The 14,648-nt window shown below is 39.3% G+C and carries 17 protein-coding genes; 9 read left to right on the top strand and 8 right to left on the bottom strand.

Annotation, left to right across the window (positions count from 1 at the left end; all coding sequences use genetic code 11):
• The first annotated feature begins 6 nt into the window (after window positions 1-6).
• The 4 genes from LZP46_RS08455 (at window position 7) to LZP46_RS08440 (ending at window position 5,077) form a co-directional block, all read left to right on the top strand.
• Entirely contained in the window at window positions 7-1,134 is a 1,128-nt protein-coding gene (locus tag LZP46_RS08455) for a YdcF family protein (protein WP_236093559.1), read from the top strand.
• A complete protein-coding gene (locus LZP46_RS08450; protein WP_236093558.1) occupies window positions 1,134-2,177 on the top strand; it encodes an alpha/beta hydrolase in 1,044 nt (347 codons plus the stop codon). The genes LZP46_RS08455 and LZP46_RS08450 overlap by 1 nt, the downstream gene beginning before the upstream one ends.
• Before the next feature lie 282 nt (window positions 2,178-2,459).
• Window positions 2,460-3,164, top strand: a complete 705-nt coding sequence (locus LZP46_RS08445; RefSeq protein WP_236093557.1) for a LuxR C-terminal-related transcriptional regulator — start codon at window positions 2,460-2,462, stop codon at window positions 3,162-3,164.
• Window positions 3,161-5,077, top strand: coding sequence for a sensor histidine kinase (locus LZP46_RS08440; protein WP_236093556.1), 1,917 nt, complete (start codon window positions 3,161-3,163; stop codon window positions 5,075-5,077). Before LZP46_RS08445 ends, LZP46_RS08440 begins: the two co-directional genes overlap by 4 nt.
• Window positions 5,078-5,106: 29 nt before the next feature.
• On the opposite strand, the gene LZP46_RS08435 is transcribed toward LZP46_RS08440, so the two are convergent.
• The 3 genes from LZP46_RS08435 to LZP46_RS08425 all read right to left on the bottom strand — a co-directional run bounded on the left by LZP46_RS08435 (window position 5,107) and on the right by LZP46_RS08425 (window position 7,378).
• A complete protein-coding gene (locus LZP46_RS08435) occupies window positions 5,107-6,273 on the bottom strand; it encodes a ribosomal protein uL16 3-hydroxylase (protein WP_236093555.1) in 1,167 nt (388 codons plus the stop codon).
• A gap of 120 nt (window positions 6,274-6,393) precedes the next feature.
• Window positions 6,394-6,987, bottom strand: coding sequence for a Maf family protein (locus LZP46_RS08430; protein ID WP_236095193.1), 594 nt, complete (start codon window positions 6,985-6,987; stop codon window positions 6,394-6,396).
• Between the two features lie 7 nt (window positions 6,988-6,994).
• Entirely contained in the window at window positions 6,995-7,378 is a 384-nt protein-coding gene (locus tag LZP46_RS08425; protein WP_236093554.1) for a DUF2237 family protein, read from the bottom strand.
• A 139-nt stretch (window positions 7,379-7,517) separates the two neighbouring features.
• On the opposite strand from LZP46_RS08425, the gene LZP46_RS08420 reads away from it, so the two are divergent.
• The 4 genes from LZP46_RS08420 (at window position 7,518) to LZP46_RS08405 (ending at window position 11,271) form a co-directional block, all read left to right on the top strand.
• Window positions 7,518-8,705: a phosphoglycerate kinase gene (locus LZP46_RS08420; protein WP_236093553.1), complete on the top strand. Its 1,188-nt coding sequence runs from the start codon at window positions 7,518-7,520 to the stop codon at window positions 8,703-8,705.
• Between the two features lie 140 nt (window positions 8,706-8,845).
• Window positions 8,846-9,118, top strand: a complete 273-nt coding sequence (locus LZP46_RS08415) for a hypothetical protein (RefSeq protein WP_180158982.1) — start codon at window positions 8,846-8,848, stop codon at window positions 9,116-9,118.
• A gap of 138 nt (window positions 9,119-9,256) precedes the next feature.
• Window positions 9,257-10,294, top strand: a complete 1,038-nt coding sequence (fba, locus tag LZP46_RS08410; RefSeq protein ID WP_004973298.1) for a class II fructose-bisphosphate aldolase — start codon at window positions 9,257-9,259, stop codon at window positions 10,292-10,294.
• 116 nt (window positions 10,295-10,410) lie between these two features.
• Window positions 10,411-11,271: a DMT family transporter gene (locus LZP46_RS08405; protein ID WP_236093552.1), complete on the top strand. Its 861-nt coding sequence runs from the start codon at window positions 10,411-10,413 to the stop codon at window positions 11,269-11,271.
• On the opposite strand, the gene LZP46_RS08400 is transcribed toward LZP46_RS08405, so the two are convergent.
• Window positions 11,234-11,458, bottom strand: coding sequence for a hypothetical protein (locus tag LZP46_RS08400; protein ID WP_236093551.1), 225 nt, complete (start codon window positions 11,456-11,458; stop codon window positions 11,234-11,236). The two genes, LZP46_RS08405 and LZP46_RS08400, sit on opposite strands and share 38 nt — an antisense overlap.
• A gap of 119 nt (window positions 11,459-11,577) precedes the next feature.
• Window positions 11,578-12,231 carry an oxygen-insensitive NAD(P)H nitroreductase gene (nfsB, locus tag LZP46_RS08395; protein ID WP_236093550.1) on the bottom strand — a complete coding sequence of 218 codons (654 nt, stop codon included), beginning with the start codon at window positions 12,229-12,231 and terminating at the stop codon, window positions 11,578-11,580.
• 83 nt (window positions 12,232-12,314) lie between these two features.
• Here nfsB and LZP46_RS16310 point away from each other — a divergent pair, with 83 nt between their 5' ends.
• Entirely contained in the window at window positions 12,315-12,440 is a 126-nt protein-coding gene (locus LZP46_RS16310; protein ID WP_268920070.1) for a hypothetical protein, read from the top strand.
• A 122-nt stretch (window positions 12,441-12,562) separates the two neighbouring features.
• On the opposite strand, the gene LZP46_RS08390 is transcribed toward LZP46_RS16310, so the two are convergent.
• The 3 genes from LZP46_RS08390 to LZP46_RS08380 form a co-directional block, all read right to left on the bottom strand.
• Entirely contained in the window at window positions 12,563-13,024 is a 462-nt protein-coding gene (locus tag LZP46_RS08390; protein ID WP_236093549.1) for a super-infection exclusion protein B, read from the bottom strand.
• A gap of 90 nt (window positions 13,025-13,114) precedes the next feature.
• Entirely contained in the window at window positions 13,115-13,834 is a 720-nt protein-coding gene (locus tag LZP46_RS08385) for a UDP-2,3-diacylglucosamine diphosphatase (RefSeq protein ID WP_236093548.1), read from the bottom strand.
• 117 nt (window positions 13,835-13,951) lie between these two features.
• The gene (locus LZP46_RS08380; RefSeq protein ID WP_019837255.1) at window positions 13,952-14,461 is read right to left on the bottom strand and encodes a peptidylprolyl isomerase; all 510 of its coding nucleotides are present in this window, start codon (window positions 14,459-14,461) and stop codon (window positions 13,952-13,954) included.
• Window positions 14,462-14,648: the final 187 nt, after the last annotated feature.

The following is a 14,648-nucleotide window of genomic DNA, read 5'->3' as shown; positions in this document are numbered from 1 at the left end:
GTGAAGATGAAACAGAATCGTTGGATGCTCAGACTGGTACAAATTGCTGCCGTGCTCTTTGTATTGTTTGCAGCATTCATGATTTTTATTTATTCACCTTTTTATTCTACTTTGGTGGTCAAAACGCTGAACACTTTGGTGCCTGTAGAAGTGAATCAAGTGGCAGCAAAAAGTCAGCAAATGGCGGCTTTTAGTGATCAAGACAGTTTGGAGCCCGGTTCAGATTTATGGATTGCCCGACAAGCTTATCTGAAGCTCATGGAGCAAGAAATCCAATCTAAAAATTCGCAAAATTTAACTTTAATTCAGGCACGTTATAAAGCCTTACAAGCGCTTATTTTAGAAGAACAAACGCAAAAAAAAATAGCCTCAGAACAAGAGTTGCCGCAAGTCCCATTGTTGGTGTCTAATGCAGCTTCTGAAGCGGTTGTAGAAGACCCATCCGAAAATGTAAAAGCCTTGCTCAATTTAGATAGTCATGAAAATCAGGCACTCATGGAACAATACTTGGCATTTTTAAGCACTCATAAAATTGCCGAAACCGAAAGTGAGCCTGTAGATGAAGAAATCTTTAAAGATATTGCCTTAATTCAGCAACAAAATATTCCCAAAATACCTGCAAATTCTAAACCTTATGCGATTGTGGTTTTAGGTGGTGGCTTAACTTTAGATGATAATGGCAAAGATATTGTGGTCAATGACTACACACGTTTGCGTTTAGAAACGACTTTGGCTGTTGTGAAACAATATCAATTGCCGATTGTATTGAGTGGTGTAGAAGCACCTTATATGCAGCGTTGGTTAAAAAAATATGATGTCGATGCAAAATTATTAGAAGATCGCAGCATGAATACTTGTGAAAATTCACGTTTTAGTTCTTTATTATTACAAAAAAAAGGTGGAGCGCCGACAGTGATTTTGATTACTGATCGTTATCACATGCCACGCACTCGCCGTTTATTTGCTTTAAATGGAATTGAAACGATTCCTGTCGAAGCACCAATGCCGACCCAACTGACTGCATGGCGTCCAAGTGAACAAAACTATGATCACAGCCGCCGTGCCAATTATGAAATGCTTGCCACCATTCGGGATGTCTTGATTGGTTCTAGCGCATGTCGCGAGGTGCCATAATGCCAGATATTCCATTTCTAAACCCAAGTGTGTTGAAGCAATTAGATTTGCCAGTGCCGAGTCGGGAAACTACGCCACAAATTCTACAACCCCTAAATTTGAATCGTCCCTTTGAACCGAGTGTTGAGTTACAAGCTTATCGACAGCTTTATGGTTTTCATTTGTTGGACTGTGCGCATTGGCAAGGCTATGTACAAATGCCGTTGTTTAAATTGCATGTGCAGATTTTTCAACCCGATTTAAGCAAAACCAAATTTGATCAAGTGCAGGGTACGGTATTTTTGCTGCATGGCTATTTGGAACATAGCGGGATTTATCAACCTATCGTCAAAGAGTTATTAGAGCAGGGCTTTAGTGTTCTGACTTATGATTTACCTGGACATGGTTTGAGTGATGGTTCTCCAGCTAACATCAAAAATTTTGATCATTATCAACATGTATTACATGCAGTTTATCAATATGTAAAAAATGCCCATCAATTGCCAAAGCCATGGTTAGGCATTGGACAAAGTACGGGCGGTGCAATTTGGATGCATCATTTGTTGGAGTTTGCACAGCGCCGTGAGAATCCATTTGTAGAGCGTGTGTTGCTCTTATCACCTTTGATTCGTCCTGCAAAATCGGCATGGTGGCATAACCCCGTTGGTCTGGGCATTATCCGCCGAATTAAGCGTGAAGTGCCGCGACATTTCCGACGTAATAATCATAATCCTGAATTTTTACGCTTTGTGCGTTTAAAAGACCCTCTGCAACCTAGAATGATGGGCATGGATTGGATTTTAGCCATGTCTAAATGGATGTTGGAAATGGAAGAGCGTCCAGCTTGCCGTATACCTGTTTGGTTGGCACAAGGAGCGCAAGATCAAACCGTTGATTGGCGCTATAACATTGAGTTTATTCGGCGTAAATTCCGCCTGCAAACCTTACTTATGTTAGAAGAAGGCTCACATCAATTAATCAATGAACGTGCGGATATTCGTGCGGCTTTAACAGGTCTGATTCCTGCCTTTTTGCATGCGCATAGCTCCAAAATTTATTATTAATTTATCGACCATATTTTAAATACGGTTCTAGATTTGCTTTGAGGTTGTTCTTGGCATCAAAGCATATCTATGCTGCGCTACTCATTAAAATACGAAGCAACTTCTAAAAATAAAATAGTAATTCTCTGCTCATTTATTTTTTATTTCATGCTTTAGTTTCATGTTTCAGTGCTATGCTCAAGTTTATAAAATAAGCTAAATTTGAAAAACTCCTTAATTCTAGGGATAGTGTTTACATCAAAACGATTGATATATTTACACAAATAATCTAGGGGATGAATGATGGCAGAAATGGAAGCGATATTACCCGTACCGGTTTTAATTGTTGAAGATGAGCCTATTATTCAGTCACGTATTAGAAAAATTTTGCATGATATTGGCTATCAAGATGACATGCTATTTTTTGTGAGTGATCTTAAAGCTGCAATGACATGTATAGAAGATCATCCGATTGCTTTGGCTTTGGTCGATTTAGGTTTGCCTGATGGCAATGGTAAAGAGCTGATAGAACAATTACATTTTAGAGATCCGAGCGCATTAATTTTGGTGATCTCTGCATGGAGCACCCAAGACAGCTTATTTTCTGCAATTCAAGCAGGTGCAACAGGCTATGTGCTTAAAGAACGTGACGATGACGAAATTATTATCGCAATTCGCAGCATTTTAAGAGGTGGCGCACCCATAGACCCATTTATTGCCCGTGAAATTTTATCGCAAATTTCGCATCAAAAAGTGCCTGTGCTGAACGAAGATTTAATAGTTCAAGCGGATGCTCAAGCATTCAACTCACATTATGAACAGCTCACCAATCGTGAATTAGAAATTTTAAATTTGGTGGCGCAAGGTTTAAGTAATCGTGAAATTGCTGAGCAATTATTTGTGTCGCGTTATACCGTTGAAAGCCATATTAAACATATCTATCGGAAGTTGTCAGTCACTAAACGTACTAAGGCTGTAAGTACAGCTAGAACTTTAGGTCTTTTATGATTCAAAGGCTTTGGCAGTGTAGTTTAGGCGTATTGTTATTGCTCTGTGCATGGCAAAGCTATGCACAGCAAGTGGTGTATCCAATTAATCAATACTGTAATGTGCACGTACTTTCAATCAGCTCTGCCAAAACAGCTTCAAACAATAAAAAACCTGAAACGGGTTGGGAAAATGTACAACTGCCTGACGTTTGGGATGATCGCTGGAAAAATTATAATGGTGGGGCGTGGTACAAAATAGAGTGGGAGTGGTTTTGTGAGAGTGAACATCGTTTAAATCAACCCATCGTTTTTGCGCTGGATTATTTAAATAGTGCAGGGGCAGTTTATCTAAATCAGGATTTACTTTGGGCAAGTCAACATTTAGAAGAACCATTATCAAAAAGCTGGAATATGCCACGTTACTGGATTTTACCTATTGCTGGTTTAAAACAAGGTAAAAATCAAATATTGGTCTATGTAAATGGATACGCATTTCAAAATGCGGGTATAGGAAAAATAAGTTTTAATAATGTGCATAACAATATTGAACAGCACCAGCAAAGTATATGGAATAAACGTACTTTATTTGAAATTAATGCGATTTTATCTGCCACTTTAGGCATTTTATGTTTGATTATTTGGCTATTTTTACGCCGTGAACCGAGTTTTGGCTGGTTTGCGCTGAGTTGTGTATTGTGGTTATTATTTATTTCTCATTTTTTAACCACAGAAACCTTTCCATACCCAAGTGTATTGGTGGCATCTCAAGCCAATTTAAGCTTTTTTATCCTCTATGTTTTAGCTTTTAGTCTGTATTTAATCAGATTTGTCAATCAACGCTTTCCAATATTGGAAGAAAGTATTTTTATTCTGAGTTTAGCGGTAATCGTTTGTGTGTTTTTAACACCATTAGATTATGTCAAACTGGTATTTGGGATTGTCTTTTTAAGTTATGCCAGTTTACTGGTCCTGGTTTATTTTTATTTGGCGTATTTAACGTATAAATCTCCTAAAACAGAAGTATATCTGCTGCTATTTTGTTTAACCTTGATTGGCTTTTTTGCGGGTGTAGATGTATTTCGTTTAAGTAATGCGGCAACGGCAAGTTTATATCAGCCATTATCACCGTATACCTCGCCAGTAATTACTTTATTTATTGCGATTATTTTAGGCATACGTTTAAAAAGAAATATTCAAAAAATTGAAATATTTAATCAAGATTTAGAGTTAAAAGTTTTTGAAGTTAGTGATGATTTAAAACGCAGTATGTCAGAAAAGCATTATTTAGAATTGGAAAATGTGCGTTTGCAAGAACGAATTCATCTCTCGCATGATTTGCATGATGGTTTGGGTGCATCTTTGGTACGTTCCATGATTATGGTCGACCAAAGCGAACAGAACATGAGCAATCAGCAATTTTTATCTATGCTGAAATTACTGCGCGATGATTTACGTCAAATTATTGATAGTGGCTCTTCTATTGGTTCTAAAGTACCTGAAAATCCTAAAATTTGGGTCGCGCCAGTACGTCATCGTTTTAGTCAATTGATGGATGAAATGGATATTCATTCCAAGTGGGATTTTCCAAATGAATGGGTGATTGAGCCGAATTCGTTACAGTGCTTAACTTTGATGAGGGTATTAGAAGAAAGTTTAACCAATGTGATTAAGCACAGCCAAGCCAAGCATGTATCCGTCAGTATGCAATTTGTACCGCCGACGCAATTGGTACTTAAAGTTCAGGATGATGGGGTAGGTTTTGAAGCCAATAGTGTGCTTGAACATGGTATGAGTATTGGGATACGCAGTATGAAAATGCGTTTAGAACGGGTTGGCGGGCAATTAAAATTAAATTCGACACCTGGCTATACGTTAATTCAGGCAGTTTTAACTTTAGATCCCGCTCATCCAAACTCCCCCAAGCTGAATTGATCATCTTGAGGGGGGCTCAAACGAATATTTTAAGCGTCTTCAGCAGGTAATAACATTAAAATGGATTCATTGAGCAGTTGTACCAAATCTTCCAGAATATCTGCATCGTAAAGGTTTTCATCGAGCAGCACGCGTTCACCATTGGCGATTTTTTGCAGCACAGGGATAGATACTTCTGCGACACAAATCGCTTCACCATTCGCCCAAAATAAAACGTCATCTTGCTGATTTACATAAAGCAGGCGAGAGGTGGGTTCCAACATGATTTGATAACCCTGATCTAGCGCATCTTCTAAATCGCCTACACCCATTTCATCTACTTCTGGAATATTTTCAGGATATTTCGGTTCAGACATTAAGCTTAAAATCGCATCATCCAAAACAGATGAGTTTTGCAAACGTGCCCACAATTCTGCTTTCAGATAATCCAGTTCTGTCGCAGTCATTTCGCCAATTTGCGTACTTTTTTCACGAACAATGTCTTGTAGTGGCGTGCGTAACATTTCATCGGCAGAGAATTTATCGCTCACTCGATCCATCATTTCACGAATATTCGGCATACGGAAACCGAACGAGAACGTCAGACAGTCATCTTCTGCCACGCCATAATGTGCCAATCCCGGTGGCACATAGAGTAAATCACCAGGGGCAAGAACTTCATCAAAATTGACCTGCATTTCAGGCAATAATTTTAAAGGTTGTCCTGCGACAAATTCGGTTTCAGCATCACACATTTGTCCAAGTTGCCAACGGCGATGTCCATAGCCTTGTAGTAAAAACACATCATAAAAATCAAAATGCTGACCTACAGAGCCGCCTTTAGGCGCATAAGACACCATAATGTCATCACGTCGCCATTGCGGAATAAAAGGAAATTTTTTCCAAAGTTCGGCGAGATCAAAAGAATAATGATCAACTGCCTGTACCAACAGTGTCCACAACTTTGGCATTTTTTGAAAATCTGCCTTAATCAGTGGTGATGATTTCACAGTCCATTGATTTGGATCACGATCTTTTTGTTTAATTAAACGAGCAGTCACATCTTCTTCAAGAGCGAGTTCCATCACATCACTAGGTTCGAGTAGGTGGACAATTTCTGGGAGTGCATTGCGTACCAAAAGTGGTTTTTTTTGCCAATATTCACTTAGGAATTGTTCTGCGGTAATTCCGCCCAAAACATCTAAAGGTTGCGACATAAAATAGCCTAAGCAAGTTTTATCAATAATCTCAATATTGTCTAATTTGTCGCTGTAAAGGGCAAGGTGATTTAGAGTCTTTATAAATATTCACGACTGTTTAATGACGCAGCTTAAAACTTAGGGAACTTGAATATTTAGCATTCTTAACATGCGGCATAACTGAATCATCGGCAGACCCATTAAGGTGGTTTGGTCATTGCCTTGCATGGCTTCAAACAAGCTAATGCCCAAACCTTCGCACATAAAACTACCTGCACAATTTAGCGGTTGTTCCTTTGCAACATAGCGTGCAATTTCATTGTCGGTTAAGCTGCGGAATTTAACTGTGTAGTGTTCTACAACCGTTTGTTCAAAGCCTGTAGATTGCTGCTGCACACTCAGCGCAGTACTGAAATAAACCGTTTGACCTGAATTGGCTTGTAATTGCTGAATAGCATTTTCTGAAGTGAGCGGTTTACCTATAAAAATATCTGGCTGCTGTTCACGCCATGCGACTTGGTCTGAACCTATTACTATTGCATCAGGATGTTCCAGCGCAATACAGCGCGCTTTTTCAAAAGCCAAACGTCGCGCCAAATTATCTGCATGCAATTCACCCTGTGCAGATTCATCAATATCAGGTGAAATTGACTTATACGCCAAATGCAGACGATTCATCAATTGCTGACGAGTTTGACTGCCAGAAGCCAAAATAATTTGAGGATGTTGCATCAGATCATCACACTGCATAATCCATCAATATATCTAAAGGCACATAAGACAATACGGATTGATGACAGGCTTGAATGTTAATCGGTGGCGCATGACCTGCTTGATAGGCTTCAACCCAACGGGTGACGCAAATACACCAGAAATCACCTGGTTGTAAGCCGTTAAATCCAACTTCAGGTACTGGCGTAATTAAATCATTGCCAATTTTTTGTGAAAAATTTAAAAAGTCAGAGGTCATTTGTGCACAAACGGTATGCTGACCTAAATCGGTTGGGGCGGTATGACAAAAACCGTTACGAAAATATCCAGTAATAGGATCAAAGCAACAACTGGCGAGAGGTTCGCCCAAAACATTTAAACGATTGATATTTGGATCGGGATGAATAGACATAAGTGCGATAAAGATGGTGACTTTTCTCTATCATAATCAAAACTTTTGCTTTAAACAGCAATTCTACAAAAGTTGCTAACCTTTTTCCGCATAATCATTTAAAATCGTGGCGTTTTGATATCAATAAAGTGAGCTATACATGAACTTTCAGCGTATGACTGACCTCGATTTAGCAGGTAAGCGTGTCCTTATTCGTGAAGATTTAAACGTACCTGTTAAAAATGGTGTGATCACCAGCGATGCACGTTTACGTGCGGCATTGCCAACGATTCAAGCTGCTGTTGCCAAAGGTGCGGCAGTGATGGTGTATTCTCACTTAGGTCGTCCTGTTGAAGGTGAGCCAAAAGCTGAACAATCTTTGGCACCTGTAGCTGCATATTTAACCCAAGCGCTAGGTCAAGATGTTCAACTAATCACTGATTATTTAGATGGTGTAGACGTTGCTCCTGGTCAAGTGGTTTTATTGGAAAACTGCCGTTTTAACCATGGCGAAAAGAAAAACAACCCAGAACTTGCCGCTAAATATGCAGCATTGTGTGATGTATTTGTGATGGATGCGTTTGGTACCGCGCACCGTGCAGAAGCATCTACCGAAGGCGTTGCGCGTTTGGCACCAGTTGCAGCAGCAGGCCCATTATTGGCTGCGGAATTAGATGCCTTGGGTCGTGCTTTAAAAACACCTGAAAAACCAATGGTAGCAATTGTTGCAGGTTCTAAAGTATCGACCAAGTTAGATGTATTGACTTCATTGTCTGATATTTGTGATCAACTCATTGTAGGCGGTGGTATCGCCAATACTTTCCTTGCAGCAGCAGGCTATAACGTAGGCAAATCATTATGTGAAAATGATTTGATTGACACTGCCAAAGCAATTGCTGCAAAAGTTTCTGTACCATTACCAACCGATGTTGTGGTTGCAGATGCCGCTGAAATTAACTTTGAAGATTTCTTGGGTTCATTGGCAGCAGCGAAAGCAACTGTGAAAAAAGTTGAAGATGTTGCAGACACCGACATGATTTTAGATGTAGGTCCAGAAACTGCAAAAGCATTTGCAGAAATTTTAAAAACTTCAAAAACAATTCTTTGGAATGGTCCAGTGGGCGTATTTGAAGTAGATCAATTTGGTGAAGGCACCAAAGCACTTTCATTGGCAATTGCAGAATCTGCAGGTTTCTCTATTGCAGGTGGTGGTGACACTTTAGCCGCAATTGACAAATATGATGTTGCAGACAAAATCGGTTATATCTCTACAGGGGGTGGTGCATTCCTTGAATTTGTCGAAGGTAAAACCTTACCTGCAGTTGCAGTATTATTAGAACGTGCTTAAATCTAGAAAATTTATCAATAATTTTTAAAAAGGTTGACTTCGGTCAACTTTTTTATATTTATGTCATGCCGTAGTCATAAAAATGTCATAAATGTGCAATAAACTGTAGTAAATGAATGACCTAACTGTAGGAAATGACGATGATTCAAAAACTAACACTTGCTGCTTTAATTGCTGCATCTTTAGCCTTGACTGCTTGTGCCAAAAAAGAAAGCGCACCTGCGACTGAAACTGATGCATCTTCTGCAGTTGTAGATAACGCTCAAGTTTCACCAGAACAACAAGCTGCAATCGACGCAATTGACCAACCAATCATGGATGAAGGCAACACCGATATTCCTGAAGACGTTGCAAATGCACCTGCTGATGTTGCGACAGCAGACACAGAAGTTGCTGCTTCTGAAGCGCAATAAGTGCTGAAAAACGACAGATTGTAGTAATTTGTTTAAAAGTCCCTGCTTTTGCAGGGACTTTTTTTTTAAAAGGGTGATTTGTTGCTGAATTGAAACAAATCACAGGGTAGAATAGGCAACATTATTTGGGAGGAAATTATGGCTCTTATTTCATTGCGCCAGCTCTTGGATCATGCCGGTGAACATGCTTACGGCGTTCCAGCGTTTAACGTCAACAACTTAGAACAAATGCGCGCAATTATGTTAGCCGCAGATGCAACCAATTCACCTGTAATTGTTCAAGCTTCGGCAGGTGCGCGTAAATATGCAGGTGCCCCATTTTTGCGCCACCTGATTTTGGCTGCAATTGAAGAGTGGCCACATATTCCAGTGGTTATGCACCAAGACCATGGTACAAGCCCTGATGTATGTCAGCGTTCGATCCAACTAGGCTTTTCATCAGTAATGATGGATGGTTCTTTGGGTGAAGATGGTAAAACACCAACTTCGTATGAATACAACGTCGAAGTGACGCGTCGTACTGTGCAAATGGCGCATGCGTGTGGTGTATCGGTTGAAGGTGAGATTGGCTGTTTAGGTAGTCTTGAAACAGGTATGGCAGGTGAAGAAGATGGCGTGGGCGCAGAAGGCGTACTTGACCACTCTCAATTGTTAACATCTGTTGAAGAAGCACGTAGCTTCGTTGCAGATACTAATGTGGATGCTTTGGCGATTGCTGTTGGTACTTCGCACGGTGCATACAAGTTTACTCGTCCACCTACAGGCGATATTCTTGCAATTGACCGTATTAAAGAAATTCATGCTGCGTTGCCAAATACACACCTTGTAATGCACGGCTCTAGCTCAGTACCACAAGAATGGTTGGCAGTGATTAACCAATACGGCGGCGACATCAAAGAAACTTATGGTGTACCTGTTGAGCAATTGGTTGAAGCAATCAAGCATGGTGTGCGTAAAATCAACATCGACACAGATTTACGTTTAGCTTCTACTGGTGCAATGCGCCGTATGATGGCAGAACAGCCAAGCGAATTTGACCCACGTAAATTCTTCGCAAAAACTGTAGATGCAATGAAACAAATTTGTATCGACCGTTATGAAGCATTTGGTACTGCGGGTAATGCAGACAAAATTCGTCCAATTTCTTTAGAGAAAATGGTTGAACGTTACAAATAATTCTTAATTTTAATTAAGAACTAGAAAGCCCACAGTCCTTGTGGGCTTTTTACTGATGAATCCATCCCCCAATCAAGAACAAAAATAATGATTGAACAGCAATCTTCGAGCGTATCATGGAACTGATTGTAGCCGCAGCCTTTTGTAGTGTGCTGGTCTCTATTTTATTAAAAGTCTGCAAGATGCAGGGTTTTAACCCTATGCAGATGATCACCTGGAATTATGTCAGTGCCAGTGTATTGTGTTTTTATTGGTTTAAACCCAACTTGAGCACGATCTCAATCCAACACACGCCGTGGTGGCTTATTCTTAGTTTAGGTGTGTTGTTGCCCAGTGTCTTTTTAGCGTTAGCAAAATCGTTAGACAGCGCTGGTATTTTAAAAACTGAAATTGCACAGCGTTTGTCAGTGGTTTTGTCTTTGGCTGCTGCTTATTTTATTTTTCAGGAAAATTTTAGCCAACTAAAAATTGTGGGAATCTCACTTGGCATTGTCGCGGTCTTATTTATTTTATATTCGCATCGTGCTGCAGGGCAGTCTGCTAAAGCGCAACAAGGCATCTTATATTTGAGCTGTGTTTGGCTAGGTTATGCACTGATAGATGTTTTACTTAAATACACCACAGGTTTAGGACTGCAGTTTGCGGTTGCGCTGAATTTGATGTTTGTATGTGCTTTTGTTTTAGCGATTGTTTATATCTTAATCCGTGATAAAAGCATGGGCAGTATGCAAAATATCAGTGCAGGTTTAATTTTAGGTGCACTGAATTTTGCTAATATTGCCTTGTATGTTAAAGCTCACATGCTGCTTAAAGACAGTCCTGCCGTGGTATTTGCAGGGATGAATATTTTAGTGGTGCTATTTGGTGTGATCAGCGGTGTATTGTTCTTTAAAGAAAAACTGAAAAGCACGACCACTATTGGGCTTGGCTTGGCATTGCTTAGTGTGCTTTGCCTCGCTTATGCCATGACGGTTTAAGATAACTCAATACAAAGCGCAAAGGATGTCGCAATACATCTGCAGTTTCTGCAAGACCATGCAGCATTGTGGTTCTATCGCAAATCGGGCAGCGCAGGGTTGGATAGCTTAGTTTAGTTTGATATAAATACAGCTTTTTACTACGTCGGCATTCTAGTTTGAGCGGCATAGTAAGTAAATTGTGCATCACACACCTCATTTTTATTTTTGCTAGAGATTGAGTAAAGATTGCAAATATAGATAAAGCAAAATTTAGACCAAAAAAATAGGGACAAATTTTGTCCCTAGTGTTATCGCATGCTTGTTTTACAGTTGCGTGAAAATCTCGCGTTTATCAAGGCGTGATTTTGGCAGTTTGGCATTAAAATCTTGTTCGCTACGATAGCCTAAACACAATAAAACTGAAGGAATTAGACCTTGCTCAGTGAGTTGCAGTTCTTGAGTTAAAATTGCTTCATCAAAACCGCCCATTGGCGTTGCATCAATTCCTTCAATGCCTGCAGCCAACAGCATTTGCCCAAGCGCAATAAAAGTTTGATTTTCAGCCCAGCGCTGAATATCGCCTTTTTCATTGCGGTAGTAGTCGACATAACCTGTGCGACTGTCTTTTTGACCTTGCTTGGCGGCTTCATCTTTAAAGCGTCCACTGGCAGCGTCCTGATTAAGTAGGTTTTCTAAATGCAATTCGCTGATGTCAGCTTTGGTGCAAAATAAAATGGTATGCGAAGCATCTAAAACTTTAGGTGCGTTATAGGCGTACTTTCCTACTAAAGCTTTAGCAATACGTTGTTTGGCTTCAGGGTGATCTGCAATAAAAAAATGCCACGGTTGAATATTTATGGAAGATGGTGCTAAACGCAGAATTTCTAATAAACGCTCAAATTGTGCGGTAGGAATGCTGCGACTCGCATCATAGGCTTTGGTCGTATAACGAGTTTGTGCAACGTTAAGCAAATCCATAAATCATCTCCATTTAAAGGCTATATTTGGGGCAGGGGTGGGCTAAAAGCTTAACATGCCTTGCTATGCTGCGAAATGAACCCATGTGCTATTTATATGGTCAAGACGAGATAAGCCCGCCAGGCAAAGCAGCAGAAATTTTATCAACCCAGCACGAAGTGATGCAAAAGTATTTGGATTTAGGCACAGTATTTGTCACAGTTGGGTAAATACCAGTGTGTTGATGACTTTGTTACGCGAGTTTTTGACTAAATATAAAGCAGATGTCGAAGTCATTCAGTTTGATGGCGGGTACTAAAATATAAAAGTCCAATATTTATTGGGCATTTCTTCAATATAAGCTATTTGGATTTTGTAGAAGATGTTTTGATAGAGTGGGTTCTATTCTAAAAATTTTTTTATTTCCTTCTGTTTTACCTGTATTAAAAATAAATTTAATTGTTTCTAGCCAAACTACTGCTTGATCATTTGGATTTAATGCTTTTTCTTGAACTTTGTCATTCATAAATAAAGATAAGATGTTTTTCTCTTCATAAGAAAGCTTTGAAATTTTATTGATTAATTCTTTATTTTTATTTGAAAAAGAAAACTCCTGATCCTTCTTAGCTTTGATATTGGATAATAAATCATATAGCATGAGTGAGATACTAAATAAGAAAATGATCAATAGAAAAGTGAAATTTTTTTGAACAAAAGACGATAAGTGTTCATCTAAATTAATAGTAGCTACAAAAAATATTAAAAGCATAAAAATGGAAAATACAGCATTTATTTTTTGAACGTTGAATTTCATATTATAAATTTTAAAATAAAGTTGCTGAAATATTAATATATTAAAAACGGATTTGGCAAGTCTTAGAAGTTAATGTTGTCAACTTTTATCCTAGTAACTCCATATCTTTAATTTGAATTCCATATAGTTTTGTTCTGGGATAATTTCTAAAATTTGCGCCGTATCTTTACGCCAATCGCCTAATACAATTCTTGGCTTACCGTGTTCATTGTGAATATTTGGACGATGCGTATGCCCATGAATTAACACATCGGCATGTTGCAAGGCTTGTGACACAGCATCTGCATTCACGTCCATGACGTCATAACTTTTAACTTGATTGGCATGTTGGCTTTTTTTTCGGAAACCTTGTGCAAGTTTTTGTCGAAAAGCCAATGGTGTTTTCTTTAAGATCCCTAAAATGATGGGATTGCGAATGATTTTACGGAATTTCTGATAAGACACATCATCGGTGCACAGGGCATCGCCATGTTCTAAACGTACCTGTTGCGAGCCAATGTGCAGGGTGTACACATCGGGTAGGAGTTGCCCTGAAAACTGATCTAGAAATTTCTGACCTAAAGCAAAATCTCGATTGCCGACAATAAAATAAATATGATTACCTGCTTGGCTAAACTGCTTTAAACGTGTAACAACTTCATCGAGCCACGCTGCGGTGTAATCATCGCCAATCCATGCATTAAACCAGTCGCCTAAAATATACAGTTGGGTGTGTTTATTTTGATAAGCGTCTAGCAAATCTAAAAACCCCCGTACAAGTCGAGGGTGATCTGGTGACAAGTGTAAATCTGCGATAAACAGATAGGTCACGGATTATTCCTTGGAATCTCCCTAAATCCCTCTTTAAAAAGAGGGATTTCTCCTCCCTGAATGAATTTTAAAGCACTGCTTAAAAATGATGTGTGTAAGGGAGGTCGGGTGGGATTCTTATTCAGAAATGATTTTTGCAGATTCAATGACCACATTTTCTAGTGGAACATCTGCGTGATAACCACGGTTGCCAGTACGCACGCCTTTAATAGCGTCTACAACGTCCATACCTTCAACAACTTTACCAAACACGGCATAACCCCAACCTTGTGCAGTTTTGCCAGTGTGGTTCAAGAAAGAGTTATTTTTTACGTTTATGAAGAACTGAGCTGAAGCTGAGTGAGGTGCTTGGGTACGCGCCATTGCAATCGTACCAACATCGTTGCTTAAGCCGTTGTCTGCTTCGTTTTCAATCGCATCACGTGTTGCTTTTTCTTTGAAGTTTTCATCCATGCCACCGCCTTGGATCATGAAACCATCAATAACACGGTGGAAAATTACGCCGTCATAAAAACCATCACGAACGTATTCTAAGAAGTTAGCAACTGTAATTGGTGCTTTTTCAGCGTTCAATTCTAAAACAATACGACCTTTATTGGTGTTTAATTCGACTTGAGGAAAACTCATTGTGTAATCTCCTAAACATGGACACGAATGCCATGGGTTTTTTGGTTGAGAGAAGCATAAGCAAACTGTAAACTACAAGGCAAGTAAAAACGTTATTTTCTTTGTTAAAAACAAGGAAAAGCGTTCTAATGGGTGATGTATGCTTCACTATTGAAGTTTCTGTAACCCAGTTTATCCAATTTTATTT

Origin of the sequence: Acinetobacter sp. SCLZS86 (assembly GCF_021560715.1) — a bacterium.
GTDB classification, from domain to species: domain Bacteria; phylum Pseudomonadota; class Gammaproteobacteria; order Pseudomonadales; family Moraxellaceae; genus Acinetobacter; species Acinetobacter towneri_A.
Note: the sequence above shows the minus strand (reverse complement) of the source record. Positions and strands in the feature narration are given on the sequence as shown.

What these genes read in the sequence shown, in the direction of transcription:
- LZP46_RS08455 (WP_236093559.1), top strand. Translation starts at nt 7, where the DNA reads ATGAAACAGAATCGTTGGATGCTCAGACTGGTACAAATTGCTGCCGTG.
- LZP46_RS08445 (WP_236093557.1), top strand. Translation starts at nt 2,460, where the DNA reads ATGGCAGAAATGGAAGCGATATTACCCGTACCGGTTTTAATTGTTGAA.
- LZP46_RS08435 (WP_236093555.1), bottom strand. Translation starts at nt 6,273, where the DNA reads ATGTCGCAACCTTTAGATGTTTTGGGCGGAATTACCGCAGAACAATTC.
- fba (WP_004973298.1), top strand. Translation starts at nt 9,257, where the DNA reads ATGGCTCTTATTTCATTGCGCCAGCTCTTGGATCATGCCGGTGAACAT.
- LZP46_RS08430 (WP_236095193.1), bottom strand. Translation starts at nt 6,987, where the DNA reads ATGCAACATCCTCAAATTATTTTGGCTTCTGGCAGTCAAACTCGTCAG.
- LZP46_RS08440 (WP_236093556.1), top strand. Translation starts at nt 3,161, where the DNA reads ATGATTCAAAGGCTTTGGCAGTGTAGTTTAGGCGTATTGTTATTGCTC.
- LZP46_RS08420 (WP_236093553.1), top strand. Translation starts at nt 7,518, where the DNA reads ATGAACTTTCAGCGTATGACTGACCTCGATTTAGCAGGTAAGCGTGTC.
- LZP46_RS16310 (WP_268920070.1), top strand. Translation starts at nt 12,315, where the DNA reads ATGTGCTATTTATATGGTCAAGACGAGATAAGCCCGCCAGGCAAAGCA.
- nfsB (WP_236093550.1), bottom strand. Translation starts at nt 12,231, where the DNA reads ATGGATTTGCTTAACGTTGCACAAACTCGTTATACGACCAAAGCCTAT.
- LZP46_RS08415 (WP_180158982.1), top strand. Translation starts at nt 8,846, where the DNA reads ATGATTCAAAAACTAACACTTGCTGCTTTAATTGCTGCATCTTTAGCC.
- LZP46_RS08425 (WP_236093554.1), bottom strand. Translation starts at nt 7,378, where the DNA reads ATGTCTATTCATCCCGATCCAAATATCAATCGTTTAAATGTTTTGGGC.
- LZP46_RS08380 (WP_019837255.1), bottom strand. Translation starts at nt 14,461, where the DNA reads ATGAGTTTTCCTCAAGTCGAATTAAACACCAATAAAGGTCGTATTGTT.
- LZP46_RS08400 (WP_236093551.1), bottom strand. Translation starts at nt 11,458, where the DNA reads ATGCACAATTTACTTACTATGCCGCTCAAACTAGAATGCCGACGTAGT.
- LZP46_RS08450 (WP_236093558.1), top strand. Translation starts at nt 1,134, where the DNA reads ATGCCAGATATTCCATTTCTAAACCCAAGTGTGTTGAAGCAATTAGAT.
- LZP46_RS08390 (WP_236093549.1), bottom strand. Translation starts at nt 13,024, where the DNA reads ATGAAATTCAACGTTCAAAAAATAAATGCTGTATTTTCCATTTTTATG.
- LZP46_RS08405 (WP_236093552.1), top strand. Translation starts at nt 10,411, where the DNA reads ATGGAACTGATTGTAGCCGCAGCCTTTTGTAGTGTGCTGGTCTCTATT.